24 protein-coding genes and 1 pseudogene are annotated in these 24,536 nt (G+C 67.5%); 5 read left to right on the top strand and 20 right to left on the bottom strand.

The window, feature by feature from the left end:
* Window position 1: 1 nt before the first annotated feature.
* Window positions 2-655, top strand: coding sequence for a thiol:disulfide interchange protein DsbA/DsbL (locus VTU_RS0115515; protein ID WP_010105780.1), 654 nt, complete (start codon window positions 2-4; stop codon window positions 653-655).
* Window positions 656-678: 23 nt separating this feature from the next.
* On the opposite strand, the gene VTU_RS0115510 is transcribed toward VTU_RS0115515, so the two are convergent.
* From VTU_RS0115510 to VTU_RS0115485, 6 genes are all read right to left on the bottom strand, one after another.
* Complete coding sequence (locus VTU_RS0115510) at window positions 679-951, bottom strand: STAS domain-containing protein (protein ID WP_010105778.1); 273 nt, start codon at window positions 949-951, stop codon at window positions 679-681.
* 16 nt (window positions 952-967) lie between these two features.
* Window positions 968-1,609, bottom strand: a complete 642-nt coding sequence (locus tag VTU_RS0115505; protein ID WP_029554455.1) for an MlaC/ttg2D family ABC transporter substrate-binding protein — start codon at window positions 1,607-1,609, stop codon at window positions 968-970.
* A gap of 80 nt (window positions 1,610-1,689) precedes the next feature.
* Window positions 1,690-2,460, bottom strand: coding sequence for an MlaA family lipoprotein (locus VTU_RS27580; RefSeq protein ID WP_010105774.1), 771 nt, complete (start codon window positions 2,458-2,460; stop codon window positions 1,690-1,692).
* 56 nt (window positions 2,461-2,516) lie between these two features.
* Window positions 2,517-3,005 carry an outer membrane lipid asymmetry maintenance protein MlaD gene (gene mlaD / locus VTU_RS0115495; RefSeq protein ID WP_010105772.1) on the bottom strand — a complete coding sequence of 163 codons (489 nt, stop codon included), beginning with the start codon at window positions 3,003-3,005 and terminating at the stop codon, window positions 2,517-2,519.
* Window positions 3,006-3,036: 31 nt separating this feature from the next.
* Window positions 3,037-3,819 carry a lipid asymmetry maintenance ABC transporter permease subunit MlaE gene (mlaE, locus tag VTU_RS0115490; RefSeq protein ID WP_010105771.1) on the bottom strand — a complete coding sequence of 261 codons (783 nt, stop codon included), beginning with the start codon at window positions 3,817-3,819 and terminating at the stop codon, window positions 3,037-3,039.
* Complete coding sequence (locus VTU_RS0115485) at window positions 3,816-4,634, bottom strand: ABC transporter ATP-binding protein (RefSeq protein ID WP_029554454.1); 819 nt, start codon at window positions 4,632-4,634, stop codon at window positions 3,816-3,818. Before VTU_RS0115485 ends, mlaE begins: the two co-directional genes overlap by 4 nt.
* 357 nt (window positions 4,635-4,991) lie before the next feature.
* On the opposite strand from VTU_RS0115485, the gene VTU_RS0115480 reads away from it, so the two are divergent.
* Genes VTU_RS0115480 through VTU_RS0115465 form a run of 4 tightly spaced genes read left to right on the top strand, consistent with a single transcriptional unit; the run spans window position 4,992 to window position 9,326 of the window.
* Window positions 4,992-6,365, top strand: a complete 1,374-nt coding sequence (locus VTU_RS0115480) for a glutamine synthetase family protein (protein WP_010105769.1) — start codon at window positions 4,992-4,994, stop codon at window positions 6,363-6,365.
* Window positions 6,366-6,402: 37 nt separating this feature from the next.
* Window positions 6,403-7,149: a gamma-glutamyl-gamma-aminobutyrate hydrolase family protein gene (locus VTU_RS0115475; protein ID WP_236610759.1), complete on the top strand. Its 747-nt coding sequence runs from the start codon at window positions 6,403-6,405 to the stop codon at window positions 7,147-7,149.
* Entirely contained in the window at window positions 7,146-8,519 is a 1,374-nt protein-coding gene (locus tag VTU_RS0115470) for an aldehyde dehydrogenase family protein (RefSeq protein WP_010105767.1), read from the top strand. The genes VTU_RS0115475 and VTU_RS0115470 overlap by 4 nt, the downstream gene beginning before the upstream one ends.
* Before the next feature lie 18 nt (window positions 8,520-8,537).
* Window positions 8,538-9,326 (top strand): 3-oxoacyl-ACP reductase, encoded by a 789-nt coding sequence (locus VTU_RS0115465; RefSeq protein WP_010105765.1) that lies wholly within the window; start codon window positions 8,538-8,540, stop codon window positions 9,324-9,326.
* A gap of 51 nt (window positions 9,327-9,377) precedes the next feature.
* Here the strand turns inward: VTU_RS0115465 and otnI are convergent, their stop codons facing one another.
* From otnI to VTU_RS0115395, 14 genes and pseudogenes are all read right to left on the bottom strand, one after another.
* Window positions 9,378-10,217 (bottom strand): 2-oxo-tetronate isomerase, encoded by an 840-nt coding sequence (gene otnI, locus VTU_RS27575; RefSeq protein WP_010105763.1) that lies wholly within the window; start codon window positions 10,215-10,217, stop codon window positions 9,378-9,380.
* 90 nt (window positions 10,218-10,307) lie between these two features.
* A complete protein-coding gene (otnK, locus tag VTU_RS0115455; RefSeq protein ID WP_010105761.1) occupies window positions 10,308-11,567 on the bottom strand; it encodes a 3-oxo-tetronate kinase in 1,260 nt (419 codons plus the stop codon).
* A 7-nt stretch (window positions 11,568-11,574) separates the two neighbouring features.
* Complete coding sequence (gene ltnD, locus VTU_RS27570) at window positions 11,575-12,570, bottom strand: L-threonate dehydrogenase (protein ID WP_050809521.1); 996 nt, start codon at window positions 12,568-12,570, stop codon at window positions 11,575-11,577.
* A gap of 84 nt (window positions 12,571-12,654) precedes the next feature.
* Complete coding sequence (locus VTU_RS0115445; protein ID WP_010105757.1) at window positions 12,655-13,488, bottom strand: carbohydrate ABC transporter permease; 834 nt, start codon at window positions 13,486-13,488, stop codon at window positions 12,655-12,657.
* Complete coding sequence (locus VTU_RS0115440) at window positions 13,485-14,387, bottom strand: carbohydrate ABC transporter permease (protein ID WP_010105756.1); 903 nt, start codon at window positions 14,385-14,387, stop codon at window positions 13,485-13,487. Before VTU_RS0115440 ends, VTU_RS0115445 begins: the two co-directional genes overlap by 4 nt.
* A gap of 40 nt (window positions 14,388-14,427) precedes the next feature.
* Window positions 14,428-15,762, bottom strand: coding sequence for an ABC transporter substrate-binding protein (locus tag VTU_RS0115435; RefSeq protein WP_010105755.1), 1,335 nt, complete (start codon window positions 15,760-15,762; stop codon window positions 14,428-14,430).
* Between the two features lie 88 nt (window positions 15,763-15,850).
* Complete coding sequence (locus VTU_RS27565; RefSeq protein ID WP_138927918.1) at window positions 15,851-16,285, bottom strand: VOC family protein; 435 nt, start codon at window positions 16,283-16,285, stop codon at window positions 15,851-15,853.
* A 125-nt stretch (window positions 16,286-16,410) separates the two neighbouring features.
* The gene (locus VTU_RS0115425) at window positions 16,411-17,457 is read right to left on the bottom strand and encodes an ABC transporter ATP-binding protein (protein WP_010105753.1); all 1,047 of its coding nucleotides are present in this window, start codon (window positions 17,455-17,457) and stop codon (window positions 16,411-16,413) included.
* Complete coding sequence (locus VTU_RS0115420) at window positions 17,454-18,437, bottom strand: ABC transporter ATP-binding protein (RefSeq protein ID WP_010105752.1); 984 nt, start codon at window positions 18,435-18,437, stop codon at window positions 17,454-17,456. Before VTU_RS0115420 ends, VTU_RS0115425 begins: the two co-directional genes overlap by 4 nt.
* A 15-nt stretch (window positions 18,438-18,452) precedes the next feature.
* A pseudogene (locus VTU_RS27560) lies at window positions 18,453-19,363 on the bottom strand (ABC transporter permease).
* 31 nt (window positions 19,364-19,394) lie between these two features.
* On the bottom strand, window positions 19,395-20,969 hold the full coding sequence (locus VTU_RS0115410; RefSeq protein ID WP_029554450.1) for an ABC transporter substrate-binding protein: 1,575 nt from the start codon (window positions 20,967-20,969) through the stop codon (window positions 19,395-19,397).
* A gap of 80 nt (window positions 20,970-21,049) precedes the next feature.
* Window positions 21,050-22,267: a M20 aminoacylase family protein gene (locus tag VTU_RS0115405; RefSeq protein ID WP_010105745.1), complete on the bottom strand. Its 1,218-nt coding sequence runs from the start codon at window positions 22,265-22,267 to the stop codon at window positions 21,050-21,052.
* The gene (locus tag VTU_RS0115400) at window positions 22,267-23,247 is read right to left on the bottom strand and encodes an ABC transporter permease (protein WP_010105742.1); all 981 of its coding nucleotides are present in this window, start codon (window positions 23,245-23,247) and stop codon (window positions 22,267-22,269) included. Before VTU_RS0115400 ends, VTU_RS0115405 begins: the two co-directional genes overlap by 1 nt.
* 60 nt (window positions 23,248-23,307) lie before the next feature.
* Window positions 23,308-24,536, bottom strand: a 1,229-nt coding sequence (locus VTU_RS0115395; protein ID WP_010105740.1) for an ABC transporter substrate-binding protein, incomplete at its 5' end; no start/stop codon positions are given.

The following is a 24,536-nucleotide window of genomic DNA, read 5'->3' as shown; positions in this document are numbered from 1 at the left end:
CATGAAACGCCGTGAGTTTTCCCTGTCTGCCGCGGTCACCGCATCTGCCCTGGCGCTGCCCGCGGCCCCGCCTGCGCTGGCCCAGGTGCGCCAGTTCATGGAGGGCAAGGACTTCAAGCGGCTCGACCCTCCCGTGAAACCCGACGCGCCCGCCGGCAAGGTCGAGGTGCTCGAATTCTTCTGGTACTACTGCCCGCATTGCCATGATTTCGAGCCCATGCTGCAGGCCTGGATCAAGGCCGCGCCCAAGGACCGGGTCATCCGCCGCGTGCCTATCGCGTTCCAGGCGAGCTACGTGCCCCAGCAAAAGCTGTTTTACGCGCTCGAAGCCATGGGCAAGATCGACGAACTGCACGCCAAGGTGTTCCGTACGATCCACGTGGAGAAGAAGCCCCTCGGCAGGGACGAGGAAATTCTCGCCTGGGTGGGCGCGCAGGGCGTGAACGCCGCCAAGTTCAAGGAAATCTACAACTCGTTCAACGTGGCGAACAAGGTCCGGCACGCAACGCAATTGCAGGATTCCTACGCCGTGGAAGGGGTCCCCTCAATGGGCGTCGCGGGCCGGTACTACGTGGACGCCGGCATGATCCGCGGCGGCATGCCGGCCGTGCTCCAGGCGGTGGAATACCTGATCACCACGATCCGCAAAAGCTGACGCCCGCTCCCGGGGCCGCCGGCTCAGCCCGCTGCCGCGAGCAGGCTGTCCACGCCGTAGAGCCCCGCCATGCCGGCGAGCGCCGCCGGCATGCCTTGCACGGCAAAGGTCCGGCCCTGGGCCAGCACCGCGCGCCGGCATTCGAGCAACACGGCCAGCGCCGCGCTGTCAAACACCGCCGTGGCCGTCGCGTCCACGACCACGGCGGGCGCCTGCTCTGCCCTGAGCCCCTGCATGAGTTCGCGCAGACAGGCCGTGGCCTGGCGCTGGGTGAGTTCGGAAGGGAGTACCAGCATATTCGCAGGGAGCCTGTCAGCCCTTGGCCGCATTCGCCTTGTTGCGCTCGACCAGCGTTTCGATCAGGCCATCGATGCCCCGGGTGTTGATCACCTGCGTGAACTGGCTCCGGTAGGTCTCCGCCAGCCAGACGCCGAGCACGTTCATGTTGTAGATCTTCCAGCCAGCGCCATTGCCGGGGGTTTTTTCAAGGCGATAGTCGAGCTGTATGGGGGCTCCCCGGCCGAGGATTTCGGTGCGCACGAGCACGTCCTTGTCCTGCGGCGCGGCGCGCAGGGGCCGGACCTGAACGGTTTGCTCACTGACCCGCGTGAGCGCACCCGCGTAGGTGCGCACGAGCAGTATCTTGAATTCCTCCTGCAGCCGCTTTTGCTGCTCGGGCGTGGCCTGGCGCCAGCCCGGGCCCACCGTTGCCGCCGTGATGCGGCGGAAGTTGACGTGCGGCATCACGGTCCTGTCGACCAACGCAACGAGCTTGTCCAACTCGCCGTTCTGGATACTCTTGTCGGACTTCACGGCGTCGAGCACACCGTTCGTCAAGCGCTTGACCAGCGCGTCTGCGGCCTCATCCCCGGCCAGGGCCGGCAACGGCAGGCCCAGCGACGCGCTGGCCGCCAGGAAAAGGGTGGTACGCCCCAGGGAACGTCGGTTCATCATGGTCTTGCCTTTCAATCAGTGTGGGCAGTTGCTTTGAATTTCAGGGGCTGGCTATGCATGCGTGCCAAGAGGGTGCGTCGTCAAGGGCGTGCCGCGCCGGGTTTCTTGCGCGGCGACGCATCGCCGAAGGGCTCCTCGGGGAGCACGCCCTCGTTGGTGTCCTCCTCGTCCTCGTCCGGGTTGTTCGCCTCGCCGGCCTGGCTGCGCACCTGCAGGAACACATCGCGCATGAAGCTGTACTTGTCCAGCGCGGCGCTGTCGAGCACGGAACTGGCGCGCAGCAGGTTGCTGCGCAGGTCCACCACGCGCAGCGCGTACAGTGAGTTGCGCGCCGAGAGGGGGTCCACATGGTTGAGCAGATTGCCCTGCGTATCCACGGGCAGCGCAAAGGCGTCGCGCACCGTTGACGGCCCCAGAAGCGGCAACACCAGATAAGGCCCCGTGCCCACGCCCCAACGCCCGAGGGTGAGGCCAAAGTCCTGCCTGTAGCGGTCGATTCCCATTTCGCTGGCAATGTCCAGCACGCCGCCCAGGCCCAGGAAGGTGTTCACGTTGAAGCGTATGAAACTATTCCCCGCCGCCTCGCCACGCCCTTGCAACACGTTGTTCACGAACGACCAGAGGTCTCCGACGTTTGCAAAGAAGTTGCTCACGCCCGTGCGCACGGGAGCGGGCACGGCCTCCCGGTAGGCCGTCGCCACGGGCCGCAGGAGCAGGGTATCGACATGCTCGTTGAATGTCGTCATGCCCCGGTTGTACGACTCCAGCGGATCGCGCGGGTCCGGGTTGGCGACGGTTGCGCAGCCGGTAAGCAGGGCTGTGCTGAGCGCCAGGCTGGCCACCAGACGCATTGCGGGGGGCCTGTTGCCCACGCCATGGGGCCGGGTCGTGTGGTGTGCAGGGTGCGTCATTTTCTGTTGCCCGTCGCGGCAGATTTTCCGCTTTCTTCGGCCTTGCCATAAAGGAATTGTCCGATGATGTTTTCCAGCACCACGGCCGATTGGGTCGCGGTGACCGTATCGCCCGCGGCCAGATTCTTCTCGTCCGCTCCGGCTTCGACGCCGATGTATTGCTCACCCAGCAGGCCGCTGGTGAGTATCTTCAGCGAGCTGTCCTTGGGGAACGCGTAGCGCTTCTCCATGGCCAGGGTGACCTGCGCCTGGTAGGTCTTGTCGTCGAATGCGATGGACTCGACGCGCCCGACCAGCACGCCGGCGCTGCGCACCGCGGCCTGGGGTTTGAGCCCGCCAATGTTCTCGAAACGGGCCGTGATGCGGTAGCCCGGCTGGAAGTTCAGGCTCAGCAGGTTGGCCGATTGCAGCGCCAGAAACACCAGCGCCGCAACCCCCAGCATGACGAAGAGACCGACCCAGAAATCGTTTTTGGAAGCTTGCATGGAATTCCTTCATCTGCCGGCAGCGCCGGCCTCAAATATTGAACATCAGCGCCGTGAGGACGAAGTCCAGCGCCAGCACGCACAGGGACGCCAGCACCACCGAACGCGTGGTGGCGCGCGCCACGCCTTCGGGCGTGGGCTTGGCCGCGTAGCCTTGCAAGAGGGCGACGAAGGTCACGGTGAATCCGAAAACCAGGCTCTTGAGCACGCCATTGCCCAGGTCCTTCCAGACGTTCACGCCCCCCTGCATCTGGCTCCAGAAAGCCCCCGGGTCGATGCCGATCATGAGCACGCCCACGACCCAGCCGCCGATCACGCCCACGGCGCTGAACACCGCTGCCAGCAAGGGCATGGTGATCACGCCGGCCCAGAAGCGGGGCGCCAGGATGCGGCGCACCGGGTCCACGGCCATCATCTCCATCGCGCTGAGCTGCTCGCCCGCGCGCATGAGGCCGATCTCGGCCGTGAGCGAGGTGCCCGCACGGCCCGCGAACAGCAGCGCCGTGACCACGGGCCCCAGCTCCCGCACCAGCGACAGGGCCACCAGCAGCCCCAGGGCCTCGGACGAGCCATAGCGTTGCAGCGTGTAGTAGCCCTGCAGGGCGAGAACGAAACCCACGAACAGACCGGATACGGCGATGATCGCCAGCGAGTGGTTGCCCAGGAAATGCACCTGGTCGCGCACCAGCGCGGGCCGCATGCAGGTCGCAGCGGCGAGCCGCAGCAGCCGCGCAAACAAGCGTGCGCCCGTGCCGATGTCGGCCAGCTTGCAGCGCACGGCAAAGCCGATGTCGGAAGGCCGGTACCCGCTCATGGTGCATTCCCTCCCGCGGGGCCGAAGTCCTGCGCCAGCGCGGGGCCCGGGTAGTGAAACGGCACCGGCCCCGCCGGCAGGGCGTTCACGAACTGGTGCACCAGCGGGTCGCGGCTGGCGCGCACCTCGTCGGGCGTTCCCTGCGCCGCGACCACGCCCGCGCCCAGAATGATTACTTGATCGGCCAAACGGAAGGTCTCCTCGACGTCGTGCGACACCACGATGCTCGTCAGCCCCATCGCATCGTTGAGCTGGCGGATCAGCTGCGCGATCGTTCCCAGCGAGATCGGATCGAGCCCGGCAAAGGGCTCGTCGTACATGACGAGCTCCGGGTCCAGGGCAATCGCGCGGGCCAGCGCCACACGCCGCGCCATGCCACCCGATATCTCGTTGGGCATCAGATCGCGTGCGCCGCGCAGCCCCACGGCGTGCAGCTTCATGAGCACGACGTCGCGGATCAGCGCCTCCGACAGGTCCGTGTGCTCGCGTAGCGCAAACGCCACGTTCTCGAAAACGCTCAGGTCGGTAAACAGCGCGCCGAACTGGAACAACATGCCCATGCGCCGGCGGGCGGCGTACAGGCCGCGCGCGTCCAGGTGGCCCATGTCGTGGCCGTCGAACAGGACCCGGCCGCTTTGCGCGCGCTGCTGTCCGCCGATGAGCCGCAGCACCGTGGTCTTGCCACCGCCCGAGGCGCCCATGAGCGCCGTGACCTTGCCGCGCGGAATCGTCAAGCTGACGCCGCGCAGGATCGCGCGCTCGGCGTAGGAAAACCGGACGTCGCACAGTTCGGCAAGCAAAGAGGGTTCAGGCATGCAAAGAAAGGTCTCACAGAAATCCGGGGCGGCTTTCCCGGCGGGAAGCCATACCCCGATCAGGGCTACGGACAGGCTCCGACGTGCATGTCCGCAAATTGAAGCACCCGAATGGCGCCGAGCATTCCCGCTTCGGGTCAACCCGGAATCAAGTACCCGCCGATTGTGCCAACAAAAGAGGCTGCGGTGCACGAATCGAATATCGACAGGCGGTGCGCCGATACATTTGTAAAACCCAAGTAACCCACGGTTTCGTTCGTTTCTTTTGTGCTGTAATCACCGGACGCCAAGATCAGTTCCACCGTCGCCCGCCCGCCGCGCCGGGCCCCACCGCGACACCCACACCGCGAGGCTCTCATGGAGACGAATTCACCCGCCGGATACCTTAGTCTCGAGGGCCTGCGCTCAGCCGTCGCCGGGCTGCACGTGGACACCGTCATCCTGGCCTTTACGGACATGCAGGGGCGCCTCGTCGGGAAACGCATTTCGGCACGGTTGTTTCTTGACAACATTGCCGCGCACGGCGCCGAGGCATGCAACTACCTCCTCGCGGTGGACGTCGAAAACAACCCGGTGGACGGCTTTGCCATGGCGAGCTGGGATCGCGGCTACGGTGACATGGCGCTCATCCCTGACTTTGCGACGCTGCGCATGCTGCCCTGGCTTGAGGCAACGGCGCTCGTCACGGCCGACCTGCGCTGGATGGACGACTCGCCCGTCGAGCAGGCGCCACGGCGCATCCTGCAGCGCCAGTTGGAGCGCCTCGCGGAACGCGGTCTCACGGCGCTGGTCGGAACCGAGCTGGAGTTTCTCGTGTTCGACGACAGCTACCGCGAAGCGTGGCGCAAGGGCTACCGTGACCTCACTCCGGCGAGCGACTACAACATCGATTACGCGCTGCTCGCGTCGTCGCGCATGGAGCCGCTGCTGCGCGACATCCGCAATTCCATGGACGGCGCGGGCATGTACTGCGAGGGGGTGAAGGGCGAGTGCAATCTGGGTCAACAGGAAATCGGCTTTCGCTACGCCAACGCGCTCACCACGTGCGACAACCACTCGGTGTACAAGAACGGCGCGAAAGAAATTGCCTTCAAGCACGGAAAATCCCTCACGTTCATGGCGAAGTTCAACGCGCGCGAAGGCAATAGCTGCCACATCCACATCAGCCTGCGGGACACGGCCGGCAAGGCCGTCTTCGCCGATCAGAATGCAGCGCACGGCATGTCCACCCTGTTTCGGCAGTTTCTCGCGGGGCAGCTTGCCGTGATGCGCGAACTCACCCTGTTTCAGGCGCCGAACGTCAACTCGTACAAGCGCTACGTTCCCGGATCGTTCGCACCCACCGCCCTGGTGTGGGGATTCGACAACCGCACCTGCGCGTACCGGGTGGTCGGTCAGGGTTCGGGGATGCGCGTAGAGAATCGGCTGCCCGGCGGGGACGTGAACCAGTACCTCGCCGTCGCTGCGTTCATCGCCGCCGGCCTGTACGGTATCGACCACGGGCTCGAACTCGGGGACGCGTTCACGGGCAACGCGTACAAGGGCGACGTGCCGCGGGTTCCCGCGTCCCTGGACGAAGCCGCAGCGCTGTTCGAGCACTCGGCAGTCGCCCGGGAGGCATTCGGCGACGCGGTCGTTGCGCACTATCTCAATGGCGCCCGGGTGGAACTCGCCGCGTTCGGGGCGGCCATCACCGATTGGGAACGAATCCGTGGTTTCGAACGGCTCTGAGAGCCACGCAACGGCATCCCCTGCGCCGCTCATCGGCGTGACGACGTACCTTGAGCAAGCCCAGACCGGGGTCTGGGACGTGCGCGCCTCGTTCCTGCCCAAGGTCTATCTCGATGCCGTCACCGACGCCGGCGCCATCGCGCTCCTGCTGCCGCCACAGCCCGTCACCGCGCAGATTGCCCACGCGGTGCTCGCGCCGCTCGACGGGCTCATCGTCACGGGGGGCGCCGACGTGGACCCGGCCCGCTACGGGCAGCGGCCCCACGAACGCACGACGACCCCACGGACCGAGCGCGACGAGTGGGAGGCGCAGCTGATTCGGGCAGCGCGCGCCATGGACCTCCCCCTGCTCGGCATTTGCCGGGGCATGCAATTGCTCAACGTCACCCTCGGCGGCACCCTCGTGCAGCACCTGCCCGATCGCATCGGCTCCGATGCGTACCAACCCGGTGCAGGCCAGTTTGGCCGCGCCACGGTCACGCTGGAGCCGGACTCGGCCCTTGCCGTGATCTTCGGCAACCCCGAAAAAGGAATGGCCGTCCCGGTGTACCACCACCAGGCCGTGGACACCGTCGCGGGCGGGCTGCGGGTCACCGCGGTCACTGCGGACGGGGTCATCGAGGCGGTCGAATGCGCGCGCATGCGCTTTTGCATCAGGGTGCAGTGGCATCCCGAAGAAAACGCCGAAGATCGGCGCATCTTTGCCGGACTGGTGCGTGCAGCGCGCGCGTACCGTGCGGCCCGGCACGCCCGCAACGAAGAACCCGCAGGACACGGCGCATGAGCTACACCATCATCAACCCCGCCGACGAGAGCATCGTCGCCACGGTCGAGGCCACGACGATCCACGCAACGGACGCGGCCATCGCGCGCGCCGCGCGTGCGCAGCGCGACTGGGCCGCGCGCGCGCCCGCGGACCGGGCCCTGTTGCTGCGCCGATTCGCCGATGCGGTGGATGGCGCGCGCGAGGAACTCGCGGGGCTGGAGGTGCGCAACGCGGGCCACCCCATCACGCAGGCCCGGTGGGAGGCAGGCCACGTCCGCGACGTTCTCGCGTATTACTCCGCGACCCCGGAGCGCCTGTTCGGGCGGCAGATTCCCGTGGCCGGCGGGCTGGACATCACCTTTGCCGAACCCCTCGGTGTCGTCGGCGTCATCACACCGTGGAACTTTCCCATGCCGATCGCGGCGTGGGGATTCGCACCCGCCCTCGCGGCGGGGAACGCCGTCGTGCTCAAGCCCGCCGAGTGGACGCCGCTGACGAGCATCCGGCTCGCCGAGCTCGGCCTCGCGGCGGGGCTTCCCGAGGGCCTGTTCCAGGTGCTGCCGGGCAAGGGATCGGTCGTGGGGGAACGCTTCGTGGACAACGAAACGGTGCGCAAAATCGTGTTCACCGGGTCCACCGAGGTCGGCGCCCGCATCATGGCGGGCTGCGCGAAGCAGATCACCCGGGTGACCCTGGAACTCGGGGGAAAGTCCGCGAACATCGTTTTCGCGGACTGCGACCTGGAGAAGGCCGCCGCCACCGCCCCCTACGGAGTCTTTGAAAATGCCGGGCAGGACTGCTGCGCGCGCAGCCGCATCCTCGTCGAGCGCAGCGTGTACCAGCGCTTCATGGCCCTGCTCGAACCCGCGGTGCGCGGGGTGGTGGTCGGTGACCCGGCGGCAGAGAGCACCGAGATGGGCCCCCTCGTGACCGCGAGCCACCGTGACCGGGTGGCCGCATTCGTCCCGCACGACGCCGACGTCGCGTTCCGCGGTACCGCCCCCACGGGCCCGGGGCACTGGTACCCGCCCACCGTCCTGACCCCCGCACGCAACGCGCGCGCCGCGCGCGAGGAAATCTTCGGCCCCGTCGTCTCGGTGTTTCCGTTCGACGACGAAGCCGACGCCATCGCGTTCGCCAACGCGAGCCCCTACGGCCTGTCGGGATCGATCTGGACGCGCGACCTCAGCCGCGCAATCCGTGTCGCCCGCGCCATCGATTCGGGAAACCTCTCGGTGAACTCGCACTCCTCGGTGCGCTACGCCACCCCGTTTGGCGGCTTCAAACAATCGGGGCTCGGGCGCGAGCTCGGGCCCGACGCGCCCCTGGCCTTCACCGAGACCAAGAACGTGTTCATCGCCGTTGACCCGTATTCCGCAAAACACTAACCCCCAACAAGGAGCACCATGACCGTCCCCCGCATCCACCTCACACAGCGTCTCGGCGGCCGGGTTGCCGTCATCACCGGCGGCGCTTCGGGAATTGGCCTTGCGAGCGCCAAACGGCTCGCCGCCGAAGGCGCCCGTGTCGTCATCGGCGACGTGGACGCGGCCGCGGGGCAGGCCGCGGCCAGCCTCGTGGACGGACTCTTCGTGCGCGTCAACGTCACGGACGAAGCCGAGGTCAATCACCTCTTCGACGAAGCCGCCCGCGCGTACGGATCGGTCGACATCGCGTTCAACAACGCGGGCATTTCGCCGCCCGACGACGACTCCATCGAAACCACCGAACTGCCCGCATGGCAGAAGGTTCAGGACGTCAACCTGAAGTCGGTGTACCTCTGCTCGCGCGCCGCACTGCGCCACATGCTCGCGCAGCGGCGCGGATCGATCATCAACACCGCCTCCTTCGTCGCCGTGCTGGGCTCGGCGACTTCGCAGATCTCGTACACCGCGTCCAAGGGCGGCGTGCTCGCCATGAGCCGCGAGCTGGGCGTGCAGTTCGCCCGGCAAGGCGTCCGGGTGAACGCGCTGTGCCCGGGGCCGGTGAACACGCCGCTCCTGCAGGAACTCTTTGCCAAGGACCCGGAGCGCGCGCAGCGGCGGCTCGTGCACATTCCCGTGGGGCGCTTTGCCGAACCCGATGAAATCGCCGCCGCCGTCGCCTTCCTCGCGAGCGACGACGCGTCGTTCATCACCGGCTCGACCTTTCTCGTTGACGGCGGAATCAGCTCGGCCTACGTCACGCCCCTGTGACGGGTCGCGCGGGGGCTCCGCGGAGCGGGAACGGCCCGACGTTCTGAAGATTCATGCTCCGGGCCTGCGCGCTGGCGGGTCCTGGAAGTTGCCTGAACGAAGCCAATCCAGACCGGCCGAGGTGCCCCCGGCCGCCGCCTGCCGCGGGCGGTACTCGCAGCCGATCCAGCCGTCCCAGCCGCACTGCGCCGCCACCTCGTCGATCACGGCGAAGAGATAGGCGTGGTTCAACTCCCCGACGTCTGGCTCATGCCGTTCGGGAACACCGGCAATCTGCAGGTGACCGACGCGCCCGCTGGGCAAGTATTTGCGGATCTTCGTCGCCACGTCGCCCTCGACGATCTGGCAGTGGTACAGGTCCATCTGCACCTTCAGGTTGGCTGCGCCAACCAGTTCAATGACGGCGTGCGCGTGGTCCTGGCGGTTCAGGAAGAAGCGCGGGACGTCGCGCGTGTTGATCGGCTCGAGCAGCAGGTCGCGGCCCGACTTCGCGGCCTCGGCCGCGGCCCAGCGCAGGTTTTGCACGTAGATCGCTTGCACCGCGTCGCGCGTGCTGCCATGCGCCACCAGACCGGCCATCACATGGATGCGCGGGCAGTCAAGTGCCTGCGCGTAGTCGAGCGCGCGCGCAATGCCTGCGCGGAACTCGGCCTCACGCCCGGGCAGGCTTGCCAGGCCGCGCTCACTCCCGTCCGGATTCCCCGGCGGCGTGTTGAAGAGCACTTGCTGCAGGCCGTTGGCCCGGAGCCGCGCAGCGAGTTCGAGCGCAGGATACGCATAGGGGAAGAGGTATTCGACCGCGCGAAAGCCGTCGCGCGCTGCGGCCTCGAACCGATCGAGGAAATCGAGCTCCGGGTAGAGCATCGAGAGGTTGGCGGCAAAGCGGGGCATGGCCTGTCTTCCAAAAATAAAGTGGGAATGCCGGCAGCAGTCCAGCCTCCGGGCGAACGCAGCAGCTCTTGTCGCACGCCGGGCCTTCGTTCATGAGAGCGCCCTGAACGCCTTGAGGAAGAAGTCCGTGCTGCCGAAGTTTCCGGACTTCAGCGCAACGTGCAGCGGCGCAGCACGGGCTGCGCTGTGGCACCACGGGACGCCGGGGTCGATCTGCGCGCCGATCTGCAACTGCGTGATGCCCAGCGCCTGGACGCAGGCGCCGGACGTCTCGCCGCCGGCGACGACCAGCTGGCGCACGCCCTGCGCCACCAGCGCGCAGGCGATCGCCGCGAGTACGCGCTCCACCATGGCGCCCGCCGCGTCCACGCCGAGCTGCGCCTGCACGGCCTTCACGGCCGCGGGTTCGCTCGTCGAATAGACCAGCACCGGACCGTCGGCGAGCCGCGGTGCGGCCCAGGCCATGGCCTGCGCGACGGGGTCTGCGCCATGCATGAACTGCAGCGGGTCCAGCGCAAGGGCCGCGTGGCCGGCGTCGATGAAGGACTGCACCTGCCGGTTCGTCGCCACCGAGCAACTGCCCGATACCACCGCCTGCAACCCCGCCGCCGGCGGCAGTGCGCTCGCGGTTGGCGAGGGCGCAAGGCCGAAGTTGGCCGGCAGGCCGATGGCCACGCCGGAACTCGCCGTGACCAGCGGCATGCCGGCGAGCGCCGGGCCGAGCCGCAGCAGATCGTCGTTCGTCACGGCATCGACGATCGCCACGCCCACGCCTTGCGCGCGCAGTTGCGCGATGCGTTCGCGGATCGCCGTGCTGCCCTGCGCGACCGCAAGGTAGTCGATCAGCCCCACCTTGCGCCGCGTCTGCGCCTGCATCACGCGCACGAGGTTGGCGTCGCCCATCGGCGTGAGCGGATGGTCCTGCATGCCACTCTCGCTGAGCATCACGTCGCCGACGAAGAGATGGCCCTTGAACACCGTGCGCGCGGTGTCGGGGAAGGCCGGCGTGGCGATGGTGAATTCGGTTTGCAGGGCGTCCATCAGCGCCTCGGTGACCGGGCCGATATTGCCTTGCGGCGTGCTGTCGAAGGTGGAGCAGTACTTGAAGTAAATCTGCTGCGCGCCTTGCGCCTGCAACCAGCGCAGCGCGGCCAGCGACTGCCCGATGGCATGCTGCGGCGCGCTGGTGCGCGACTTGAGCGCCACGACCACCGCGTCCCCCTCGGCGGCGAGCGACTCCTCGGGTACGCCCATGACCTGCACCACGCGCATGCCGGCGCGCACCAAGTTGTTCGCCAAGTCGGTGGCGCCGGTGAAATCGTCGGCGATGCAGCCGAGTCGCAGGCCCATGGCTTGATCAGGCATCGGGGCCGGTTGGCACGGTGCCCGAAAAATTGCCCGCGTCCGCAGCCTGTGCCTTCGGCAGTTCGATCCCCGGGAAGATCTTGATCACCGCACTGTCGTCCTCCTTCGCGAAGCCCGCCGTAGACGCCTGCATGAACATCTGGTGCGCCGTCGAGGCCAGCGGCAGCGGAAACTTGCTGGCGCGCGCCGTGTCGAGCACCAGACCCAAATCCTTGACGAAGATGTCTACCGCCGAGAGCGGCGTGTAGTCGGCCGCGAGCACGTGCGCCATGCGGTTCTCGAACATCCAGCTGTTTCCGGCGCTGTGCGTGATCACCTCGTAGAGCGCTGCGGCGTCAACCCCCGCGCGCAGGCCCAGCGCCATCGCCTCGGCAGCCGCCGCGATGTGCACGCCGGCCAGCAGCTGGTTGATGATCTTCACCTGGCTGCCCACGCCCGCGCGCTCGCCCAGGCGGTAGACCTTGCCGGCCATGGCCTCGAGCACCGCGCCCGCGCGCGCATAGGCTTGCGGCCTGGCGGACGACATCACCGTCATTTGCCCGGCAGCGGCCTTGGCGGCGCCGCCGGAGATCGGCGCGTCGATGTAGTGAATGCCGACCTGGCCCAAGCGCTCCTCGAGCGCGACCGACCAGTTCGGATCCACCGTGGAGCACATGATGAAGGTGCTCTCGGGCTTCATCGCCGCAGCGGCACCGCCTGGACCGAACAGCACGGACTCGGTCTGCGCCGCGTCAACGACGACGCTCACCAGCACCTCGCAGGCCGCTGCGACTTCGGCCGGGGTGCCGCAGGCGACGCCGCCCTGCGCGGCGAAGGCCGCCGCCGCGCCCGGCCGCAGGTCGCACGCATGCACCTCGTAGCCGTTGGCGCGCAGCGTCCGCGCGATGCCGGCGCCCATCGCGCCCAGGCCGATGATTCCGACTTTCTTCACCACGGGACGCACAGATTCTCCCGGGATGCGCGCGCAGGCTCCGGCCTGGAGCGCCATGCCGTCGGGTCCGAAGCCGGTCCCGACGGACGAGTCGATCAACGCTTGTCGGTCCATGCTCGATATCCTTGCTTGCTACGGGCCTCAGCCCTTGACGGAACCAGCGGTCAGGCCGGTGATGATTTGCTTGGCCGCAACGAAAGTGAAGATCAGTGGCGGCAGCGCGATGAGCACGCCCGCGGCCATGATCCTTCCCCACTCCACACCGGTGTCGGTGATGTAGTTGGAGATCGACGCGGGCAATGTGCGCGTGATCCGGTTGGTCAGGATGAAGCCCAGGATGAACTCGTTCCACGCGAGCCGGAAGGTGAAGATCGCTGCTGCGGCCAGGCCCGGCCGCAGCAGCGGCAGAACGATCTTGTAGAACACCTTGAAGGGACCGCAACCGTCGATGGCTGCGGCCTCCTCGAGTTCCACCGGCACCTGGTCGATGAAGCCGTAGAGCAGCCAGATGGTGAACGGAAGATTCAATGCCACGTACACCAGCACCACGCCCGAGAGCGTGTCCCCGATGCCCCAGTCCGACCAGATGACGAACACGGGCACCGCGAGCACGGCCGGCGGCAGGGTGCGCAGGATCAGCGTCGAATAGCTCAGCGGTGCGCGGCCCAGGAAGCGGAAACGCGCCATCGCGTAGGCGCACATGGTGCCCAGCGTCAGCGTGATGAGCGTCGCGCAAAGCGAGACCTTCAGGCTGTTGAGCATGTAGCGGTCGATGTGCTGGTCCTGGATCACCGCGCGGTAGTTCTCCAGGGTCGGCGCAAACAGCCAGGACCACCGCGTGTCGAATATCTGCGCCTCGGTCTTCACCGAGGTCAACGCCATGATCAGCATCGGCAGCAGGCAGGCAGCGGCCAGCAGCGTCAGGATCGTGTAGTGCAGCGGCGAGCCGCGTGGCGTGGCTTCGGCGTGGGTCATCGACGGGACGCGGCCTTGAGGGGGTTGGAGATCAGCAGGATCGCAAGCGACAGCGCCGACACGATGACCAACAGCAGGATCGACAGCGCGGCCGAGTAGCCCAGCTTCTGGCTGATGAATGCCGCCTTGAAGATGTGCAGCGAGAACAGTTCCGTGCTCAGGCCCGGGCCGCCAAAGGTCATGACGTAGATCACCTCCAGGCCGCGGAAGCCGTCAATCATGCGCGCCAGCAGCGTCACGATGAGGATCGGCTGGACGATCGGGAGCTTCACGCGCACGATTTGCTGCCACCCGTTGGCGCCGTCCATGCGCGCGGCCTCCATCACGCTCTCGTCGAGCCCCTGCAGGCCGGCGAGCACCATGATCAGCACGAAGGGCGTCCACTGCCAGATGTCGGTGAGCACCATCGCGCCGAAGGCCAGCGCCGGGCTGGCGAGCCATGCCTGCGGCGCGATGCCGATCCACGCGAGCGCCTGGTTGATGGGGCCGAAGCTGGCGTCGAACAGGTAGCGCCAGATCAGGCCGACGCAGATCGGCGCGATCATCATCGGCAGAACGAAGAGGGAGCGGAAAAAGCGCATCCCGCGGACCGGTTTTTCGAGGAAGAGCGCGAGCGCCACGCCGAGCAGCAGCTCTGCCGTGACGGCAATGAACACGAAGGCCAGGGTGACTCCCATGGAGGTCCAGACCTGCGGGGACTCGAGCATCTGGACGAAGGCCTCGATCCCGACGAAGCGTGCGGTATCGAAATCCGTCCCCATCGGCCAGTCGTAGAAACTGAGCTGCACCGCGTTGGCGATCGGGTACACCAGCCCCGCGAGCATGACGAGCAGCGCAGGCAGGATGTAGGCATACGGCGTCAAACGCGCCATGCGTGCTGCCGGGGTCATCGGGGTCATCGGGGTTTGCGGGGTTTGCGGGGTTTGCGGGGTTTGCGCGTCAGTTCCTGATCCACCCGCCCTTGCGCAGCACGTCCTCGGCGTTCTTCACGACCGCGTCGAGCGCCTGCTTTGCGGGCCGGCTCCCGGCAATCACGTCGGACAGGGCCTGGCCGAGGATCTGCTGGCTGATGTGGTCCCACTCGGGGATCAACGGCCGCCAATCGGGGTTGGCGATCTTCAGTGCCGCGCGCAGGGCGGGTATCTCGATGGCGTACTTCTTGCCGACGTCGGCGTTGTCCACCGTGCTCCAGCGGTTGATGTTGCCGCCGGCCAGACCGATCTTCAGGTCCGCCTGCTTGCTGGTCATCCACTGCATGAAGAGGAAGGCGGCGTCCTTGTTGCGCGCGTTCCGGGGGATCGCCAGCGCGAATCCGCCGCTTTGGGCCGAATGCTGCGTGCCCCTCGGATGCACCGCGTAGCCGACCTTGCCGACGATCTTGCTCTTCGCCGGGTCGCGCACCGGGCCGAATACCGAAACGGAGTCGAGGTACATCGCCGCCTGGCCCTGCAGGAAGGCGTTCTGCATCTCGCCGAAACCATAGCTCGGGATTCCGGCCGGTCCGGTAGCGACGATCTCCCGGAGTATTTCCGCCGCGCGCACGCCCTGCGCGTTGTTGAAGGCCGCGCGCCAGTTGCTGTCGAACACCTCCCCGCCATGCGGCGTCAGATGCAGCAGCCAGGCCGCAGTGACCTGATGGCCGGTCTGCCCGCGCGAGCTCAGACCGCCGATGCCCTCCCGGTCCTTGATGGTGTGGCAGGCCCGGAGCAACTCGTCGTAGGTCTTGGGCACCGCGATCCCGTGCTTTTCCAGGATGTCGGCGCGGTAGGCCAGAACGCCGGTCTCCGCGCCGAACGGAATGCCATAGGGCCGCGCGCCGGGGCCGGGCAGGTACGTCTTCGGGCCGCCCACCAGGGCGTTCGTCTCCCAATACTTGGTGATGATGTCGTTCTGGTCCCAGGCGGGATCGGCGAGCGCCTTGTTGCCAAAGTACGGCTCCAGCGACTCCAGCAGGTTCTTCTTCACGTACTCGGTCTTCCACATCACCACGTAGACGATCACGTCGTAGTCGCCATGGCCCTTCTTGCCCATTTCGAGCACCTGCTTGTCCTTCATGCGCAGGTACTGCATCTTGTCACGCTCGACCCGGATTCCGGTCGTGGCGCTGAACTCGGCGAACAGCTTCTCGGCTTGGTCGTAGTGCGGGTGCGCCGGGTAGTTGACGACGAGGGTCTGGCCCCGGTACTTGGCGTAGCGGTCCTGCGCCACCGTGTGGACCCAGGGCCCGAGCGCCGCGCCGGCCGCGACGCCTTGCAGCAGGCCACGCCTTTTCATGCGCTTGTCCCCGGTCGCCGGGTCAGAGCCGGCTGCGGCGTACCGGCCGGGCCGAGCGCGAGGCCCACGCGGGCGCAGGGCGCGGACATCAGTACGCCACCGCTCGGGTCGAGGGGCCGGCCAGCGCGAGCTCGGCGGCGTCGAAAGTGAGCTCGATCCTGAGTCCCACGGGGTCGCGCAAGAAAAGCTGGTGCAGCGCAACGCCCGGCACCGACGCCTCCTGCCAATCGACGCCCTGCGCCGCGAGGTGTTCGCGTGCGCTCTTCAGGCCGCAGGTGCGCAGCGAGACGTGGTTCAGCTTGCCCGTGGGCAACGCATCCGCTGGTGCAGGCTCGCCGTCGGGTGCATTCCCGGCCAGGTGCACGAGCGCCTGCGCGTCGGCGTACAGCCAGTGCCCGGGAAACGGGAACGGTGGCCGGTCTCCCTCGCGCAAGCGCAGGACCCGCGAGTAGAAATCCAGCAGAACGGGCAAGCTGTCTGCAGCAACCCGCAAAGTGAAGTGATCGATCTGGACGGCTCTCATCAGCGTGCCTCCGAGACGGCCATCATGCGGCTTGCGGAAGCCCCTTCGCGTACTCGTTTTCACCAGGGTGAAGAACCCGGTGATGCGCGCATGCGTCGGCGCGCACGCCGCGCGCGGGCGGGAATTCAAACCCGCCCCTCCTGCACCGCATGGCAGGCGATCCGTATGCCGCCCAGGCTCTGGAGCTGCGGCCGCTCGGCGCGGCAGCGCGCATTCGCATGCGGGCAGCGCGGGTTGAAGGCGCAGCCCGGCGGCGGGTTCAACGGGTTCGGCACCTCGCCCTGCACCGGCGTGCGCGGGCGGCCCGTGTCGTGCATCTTCGGGATGGCGTCGAGCAGCATGCGCGTGTAGGGGTGGCGCGGCGCGTCGAACAGCTGGCGCTTGTCCGCGAGTTCCACCAGGCGACCCAGGTACATCACGCCCACTTGGTCGCTCACATGGTGCACCACGGCCAGGTTGTGGCTGATGAACAGATAGGTCAGCTGCCGCTGGCGCTGCAGGTCCTTCATGATGTTCAGCACCTGCGCCTGCACCGACACGTCGAGCGCCGAGGTGGGCTCGTCGCAGACCAGGAACTCGGGCTCGGTGGCCAGCGCCCGCGCGATCGAGATGCGCTGGCGCTGGCCGCCCGAGAACTGGTGCGGGTACTTCGCCATGTCCTGCGGCGACAGGCCCACGGACCCGAGCAGTTCGCCCACGCGCTGCGCGAGGGCGGCCTTGTCCGTCACCAGCCCATGCTCGTGCAACGGCTCGCCGACGATGTCTGCCACCTGCCAGCGCGGGTTCAGGCTCGCGTAGGGGTCCTGGAAGATCATCTGGATGCGGCGCCGCATGGCGCGCGCGCCGCGGCCCTGGAACGCGGCGTGCGCGTCCTGGCCGTCGAACACGAAGCCGCCGCGCGTGGGCGGGTACAGGCCCACGAGCAGGCGGGCGACCGTGCTCTTGCCGCAGCCGGACTCGCCCACCAGCGCCAGCGTCTTGCCCCTCTCGATGCCGAAGTCCACGCCGTCTACCGCGTGCAGCAGCGTGCGCGGCCGGCGCTCGAGCACGCGGTTCAGCCAGGGGGCGGAGACGTCGAAGGTCTTCGCCAGGTCGTGCGCCTGCACGAGGGGCGGGGCGGCGTTGCCCGGGTCATTGGCAGCGGCGCCGGCGGCGGGAGCGGCGGCGCTCATGCGGCCTCCTGCGCCTGCGTGGCGCCGGCGTGCAGCCAGCAGGCGGCGCGGGTGGCGCCGGCGGGCAGCAACTCGGGGCGCTCGCTCAGGCAGCGCGCATGGGCCCTGGGGCAGCGCGGGTTGTACGCGCAGCCTGCGGGAATGGCGTTCAGGCGGGGCATGGCGCCGTCGATCTGGTTCAGGCGCTCGCGCTCCTGCGTCATGTCCGGGATGGAGGCCATCAGGCCGCTGGTATAGGGATGCGCGGGCCGGTTGATGACCTCGTGCACCGGGCCGATCTCGGCGACGCGGCCGGCGTACAGCACGGCCACCTGGTCGCAGGTCTCGGCGATCACGCCCATGTCGTGCGTGATCAGCATCACGGCCGCGCCGCGCGATCGGCAAATGTTTTTCAGCAGCGTGATGATCTGCGCCTGTATCGACACGTCGAGCGCCGTCGTCGGCTCGTCGGCGACGATGAGTTGCGGCTCGGCGGCCAGCGCCAGCGCAATCACCACGCGCTGGCGCATGCCGCCGGAGAACTGGTGCGGGTAGTGATCGATGCGCTGCGCAGCGGCGGGAATTCCGGTGTCCTGGAGCAGCGCAATGGCGCGCTGGCGGGCCTCGGCGGGCGTCACGGGCAGGTGCGTCAAAATGGTTTCGCTGAGCTGGCGGCCCACCGTGTACAGCGGGTTCAGCGAGGTCAGCGGGTCCTGGAAAACCGCGCCGATGCGCCGGCCGCGGATATGGCGCAGCTGCTCGTTGTCGAGATTGTCGATGCGCCGGCCTTCGAGCAGGATCTGGCCCGACGCCACCCGGCCCGGCGGCTCCAGCAGTCCGATGATGGCCGCGCCCGTGAGCGATTTGCCGGCGCCTGACTCGCCGACCACGCCCAGGATTTCGCCGGGGGCGATGGAGAAGCTGATGTCGTCGAGCGCGCGCAGCGTGCCGCGGCGGCCCGGGAATTCGACGACGAGGTTTTTGACTTCCAGAAGCGGCATGGGGGCACCGGTTGTTCAGCGCAGGCGCGGGTTCAGGGCATCACGCAGCCAGTCGCCCAGCAGGTTGACCGACAGGGCGATGAGCACCAGCATGGCGCCGGGGAATACGGTAATCCACCATTCGCCCGAGAACAGGTAGTCGTTGCCGATGCGGATCAGCGTTCCCAGCGAGGGCGAGGTGGGCGGCGCGCCGACGCCCAGAAAGGACAGCGTGGCCTCGGTGATGATGGCCGTCGCCACCTGTATCGTGGCCAGCACCAGCACCGGCCCCAGGACGTTGGGCAGCACGTGGCGGCGCATGATGCGCAGCGGGGAGACGCCGGTCACGCGCGCGGCCTGCACGTATTCCTTGTTGCGCTCGACCAGCGTCGAGCCGCGCACCGTGCGCGCGTACTGCACCCAGCCGGTGAGCGAGATGGACAGGATCAGCACGCCAAAGGCCAGCGACTCGTGGGCATGGGGAAACAAGGCCCGGCCGACGCCGGCAATCAGCAGCGCCACGAGGATCGCGGGGAAGGACAGCATCACGTCGCACAGGCGCATCAGCACGGCGTCCACCCAGCCGCCGCGAAAGCCGGCGAGCAGCCCGAAGCTCACGCCGACGCACACCGACAGCAGCACCGAAGCGAGTCCCACGACGAGCGAGATGCGCGCGCCGTAGATCAGCGCGGAGAGGATGTCGCGCCCCTGGTCGTCGGTCCCCAGCAGGTACTTCATCGAACCCTCTGCGGCCCAGGCGGGGGGCGCCGCGCATCGCCGAGTTCGAGCGTGCTCAGGTCAAAGGGGTTGTGCGGCGCGACCCATCCGGCAAACACCGAACAGAACACGCAGAGCAGCGCAACCGCCGCGGCCAGCATGGCCACCGGCGAACTGCGAAAGCTGTGGACGATATCGCTGTCCAGCCAGCGGGCAAGGCTTGTTTTCATTGCGGCAATCGTGCGCGGCGCTGCGGGTGGGTCACGGGTTGATGCGCATCCATTTGAACTGCATCGTGTTGTCCGCCATCTGCACGAGCTGGACGTTCCTCTTCACACCCCAGGCCAGCACCTGCTGGTGCAGGGGCAGGTGGCCAATGTCCGCGGCGTGCAGTTCGAACGCTTCCCTGATCAGGGCGTTGCGCCGGGTCTTGTCGTTTTCGGACTGGATCCTGAGCGTCAGCTCGTCGAGCTTGGGGTTGCAGTACGCGCCCAGGTTGTACTGGCCGGAGCCGGCCTCGTCCGGGCAGTGCATCAGCGCGTTCAGCGCGTTGTGCGCGTCCGAGGTCGGCGGCGTCCAGCCGAGCAGGTAGAAGCTGGTGTCGCGGCGCAGGATCTTGGGGAAGTACGAGCCCTTGGTCTCGGCCTGCAGCTTGATCCTGACGTGGATGCGCGCCAGATTCGCCGCAACCGTCTGGCAGATGCGGCTGTCGTTCACGTAGCGGTCGTTCGGGCAGTTCATCGCGACTTCAAAGCCATTCGGGTAGCCCGCTTCGAGCATCAGTTTCTTCGCCGCTTCCACGTCGTAGGGCAGGCGTTTGGCGTCGGGCTGGAAGCCATTCACGCCCGGGCCCACCATCAGCGCCGACGGGTTGGACGCGCCGCGCATCACGCTGCGCTTGATGCCCTCGATGTCGATCGCCTGGTAGAAGGCCTGGCGCACGCGCCGGTCCTTGAAGGGGTTCTTTCCCTTCACGTCGGCGTAGAGCAGTTCGTCGCGCTTCTGATCCATTCCCAGGAAAAGCGTGCGCAGCTCGGGGCCGGTGACCACGCGGGTGTCGGCGCCGCGGTTCACGCGCTCGATGTCCTGCACCGGGACCGGCTCCATGACGTCCACCTGCCCCGAGAGCAGGGCCGCAACCCGGGTGGCCTCGTTGCCTATGGGCAGGTACACCACCTCGCTGGCGTTCCCCTCGATCTGGCCCCAGTAGCTGCCATTGCGCGTGAACACGGTGCGCACACTGGGCTGGCGCTCGCGCAGGCGAAAGGGTCCGGTGCCGTTGGCACGGAACGAGGCCGCGTTCTCTATGCCCTTGCGGCGGTCCACCGGCCCCAGCGCCTGGTTCGCCTCGCACCATTTCCGGCTCATGACGTACACGCGCGTGAGCGCGTCGGGCAGGATGGGGAACGGCGCCTTGGTCTCGATCTCCACGGTGTAGTCGTCGATCTTGCGCACCTCCTTGAATTCATTGCTGTAGGTCTTCATGTCCGAGCCTTCGACCTGGGTGCGCGCCAGGCTGAACACCACGTCGGCGGCGGTAAAGGGGGTGCCGTCATGGAATTGCACGCCCCGGCGCAAATCGAAACGCCATACGGTGGGCGCCGTTTGCTTCCAGCGGGTAGCCAGCATGGGGGCCAGGCTCATGTCCTTGTTGCGCCCGACCAGTGGCTCGTACAGGTTGCCGGTGACGCTCAGTTGCAGCGTTTCGTCGAAGGAATGCGGGTCCATGGAGAGCGCGTCGCCCTGGTTCGCGATGCGGATCGTCTGCGCATGCGCCGCCAGACCCGCCGCTGCCAGCGTGGCAGCGGCCACAGCGGCTTTCCTTCGGAATTTCATGGCAAATCTCCTGCTGCCCCCAAAGGGGACGAAAAAAGGGGTGGAACTTGCGGCTGGCATGACTCGGCTGCGCCCCGCCTTCAGGGCGCGGCCAGCGGCATCGCCCGCTCGATCAGGCCGGCGTGCAGCGCGGCGCCCAGCGGCAGGATGTCGTCGTTGAAATCGTAGCGGCTGTTGTGCAGGGCGCTGCCGCTGGCACCCGCGCCCTGGCCGATGCGCAGATAGGCCCCGGGGACGGTCTGGAGCATGAACGCGAAATCCTCGGAGCCCATGCTGGGCTCGATATCGCGCAGCACGTGGTCCGCGCCCACCAGGGACTCGGCCACGTCGCCGGCAAACAGGGACTCGCTCTCGCTGTTGATCGTGGCCGGATACATGCGCTCGTAGTGCACGCTGGCGCTGGCGCCCAGGCCCAGGGCGATCGCGGGGCACAGTTCCTTGAGGCGCTTTTCCACCATCTCCTGCACCTGCGGATCGAAGCTGCGCACGGTGCCCACCAGCTTCGCCGTTGCGGGCAGCACGCTGAACGCGCCCAGGTCGCCCGCCTGCACGGCGCACAGGCTGAGCACGGCGCTGTCGATGGGCCGCACATTGCGCGCCACGATGCTCTGCGCGGCCGTGACGATGTGCGCGGCGACCAGCACCACGTCCACGGTCTGGTAGGCGTGCGCGCCGTGGCCGCCGCGGCCCGTGATCTCGATGGTGACGCGGTCGGCCGCAGCCATCATCGGGCCGGAGTTGATTCCCACGGTGCCGGGGGGGAGCGCCGGCCAGTTGTGCATGGCAAAGATGGACTGCACCGCAAAGCGCTCGAACAGGCCGTCGTCCATCATCGCGCGCGCGCCGGCGTAGCCCTCTTCGCCCGGCTGGAACACGAGCACCGCCGTGCCGTCGAAGTTGCGCGTTTGCGCCAGATAGCGCGCCGCGCCCACGAGCATGGCGGTGTGGCCGTCGTGCCCGCAGCCGTGCATGAGCCCTTGCTTGCACGACTTCCAGGCGAAGTCGTTGTGCTCCGCCAGGGGCAGGGCGTCCATGTCGGCGCGCAGTCCCACCAGGGAACCGCTGGAGGTGCTGCGGCCCCGGATCACGCCGACCACGCCCGTGCGCCCCATGCCCTCGTGGATCTCGTCAACCCCGCACAGCGCGAGGGCTTCCTTCACGCGCCGGCTGGTATAGACCTCTTCAAAACCGAGCTCGGGGTGCGCGTGCAGGTCGCGCCGCAACGCGGTCAGCTCGGAATGGTATTGGGCGATGTGCGCAAACGGCCGCCCCCCCGCCTTCAGACGCACGGCTTGCATCAATGGCCTCCCGCCTTGTCCACGCGCAGACGGGGATCGACGGCAAAGTACAGCAGGTCCACCACCAGATTGATCAGCACGAAGATCAGGGCGATCAGGCACAGATAGGCGGCCATCACGGGAATGTCGGCAAAGGTCACGGCCTGTATGAACAACAGGCCCATTCCGGGCCACTGGAACACCGTCTCGGTGATGATGGCAAACGCAATCAGGCCGCCGAGTTGCAGCCCGGTAATGGTCATCACGGGAACCAGCGTGTTCTTGAGCGCGTGGCCAAAGTAGATGGCGCGGTTCGTGAGGCCGCGGGCGCGCGCAAACTTGATGTAGTCGGTGCGCAGCACCTCGAGCATCTCCGCGCGCACCAGCCGCATGATCAGCGTGAGCTGAAAAATGGCCAGCGTGGTCGCCGGCAAGACAATGTGGTGCCAGCCCTTGGCCTTGAGCAGCCCGGTGCTCCAGCCCCCGAGTTGCACCACCTCGCCCCGGCCAAAACTCGGGAACCAGCCCAGGGTCACGGAGAACACCAGGATCAGCAGGATGCCGATCAGAAAGGTCGGCAACGACACCCCGAGCAGCGAGAGCATCATGAACAGCTGGCTGGTGAACGTGCCGCGCCGCAGGGCCGCGTACACCCCCATGGGAACGCCGATCGCCAGCGCCAGCAGCGCGGCCACCAGGGCCAGTTCCAGCGTCGCGGGGAAGCGCTCGGCGATCAGGCGCGACACCTTCGCCCCCTGGCGCAGGCTCAGGCCGAACTCGCCCTGCACCGCGTTCAGCAGGAAATGCCAGAACTGCACGACGAAGGATTGGTCCAGCCCGAGGGCGCTGCGCAGTTCGCGGATCTGCTGCGCCGTGGCGTCCTGCCCGAGCAGGAAAACCACGGGGTCTCCGACGTGCTGGAACAGCAGGAAGGAGATGAAGGCCACCGTGACCATGACGGCCACCGCCTGAATCAGGCGACGCAATACGAAGGCAAGCATCGGAGGGTCGGGTGACTATTCAATGGGGGCGCGCCACGGCTGTGCTTGCGGGCAGGGGAGTCAGTTCACCCGGACCGTGCGGACGTCCACGCGGTTATCCGCGCGGTGCACGAGATCGACGTTCCGCTTCATCGCCCAGGGGATCACCTGGTCGTGCAAGGGGATGTGCGATACGGTGTCGTTGGACAGTTGCAGCGCCTCGGTGAGCATGCGCGCGCGCACGGGCGCGTCCGTCTCCACCTTGATGCGGTCCACGAGGTAGTCCATGCGCGGATGGCTGTAGCGGCCCATGTTGTTGTTCCCGTCCACCGAGCTTTCGCCCTTCGTGCGCACCAGCGATTGCAGGCCGTTCAGCGCGTCGAACGTGGCCACGCCCCAGCCCAGCATGTAGATGCTGGCCTCGTAGCGCTTGACCATCGGGAAGTAGCTCACGAGCGGCAAGGTGCGCAGCCTGGCCCTCACGCCCACCCGCGACCACATGGCCGTGACGGCCTGGCAAATGGCCTCGTCGTTGACGTAGCGATTGTTCGGGCAGGCAAAGTCCACCTCGAAGCCGTCCGGGTAGCCGGCCTCGGCGAGCAGCTTCTTGGCCGCCTCGACGCTGTACGGCAGGCGCTTGCCGACCGCCTCGGTATAGCCAGCCACCATGGGCGCCACGAGGGTGCCGTTGGGTCTGCCCAGGCCGCGCATGATGCTGCGCGCAATCGCCTGCGCGTCGATGGCCTGGTACAGGGCCCGGCGCACGCGCACGTCCTTGAGCGGGTTCCTGCCCTTGACGTTCGAGCCCGGCAGTTCCTCGCGGAACTGGTCCATGCCGAGAAGAATGGTGCGGAATTCCAGTCCATCGACCACTTTCATTTCGGGGTTGGCGCGCAGCCGCGCCAGGTCCTGCGGCGCGGGGTCGAGCACCATGTCCACCTCTCCCGACAGCAGCGCCGCCATGCGCGTGGCGGCGGACTTGATCGGGAGATAGACCATCTCGCTCACGTCGCCCTCCATCGTGCCCCACCAGTGGGGGTTGCGCTTGAACACCATCTTCACGTCGGGCTGCCACGATTCCAGCGTATAGGGCCCGGTTCCCATGGCATTGCGGTGCGCGAAGTTTTCCTCCGTGCTCGTGAGTTCCTTGGGATCGAGCGACTGGTTCTTCTGCGCCCAGGAGCGGCTCATGATGCGCAGCTCCGTCAGCTGGCGCAGCAGCACCGGATTCGGCGCGGACAGGAAGATGTCGATGGTCCGGGAATCCACCTTGACGACCTTGCCGATGCCCTGCGCGAACAGCGCGAACG

This window comes from Verminephrobacter aporrectodeae subsp. tuberculatae At4 (genome assembly GCF_000193225.1).
Taxonomy (GTDB): domain Bacteria; phylum Pseudomonadota; class Gammaproteobacteria; order Burkholderiales; family Burkholderiaceae_C; genus Acidovorax; species Acidovorax aporrectodeae.
Note: the sequence above shows the minus strand (reverse complement) of the source record. Positions and strands in the feature narration are given on the sequence as shown.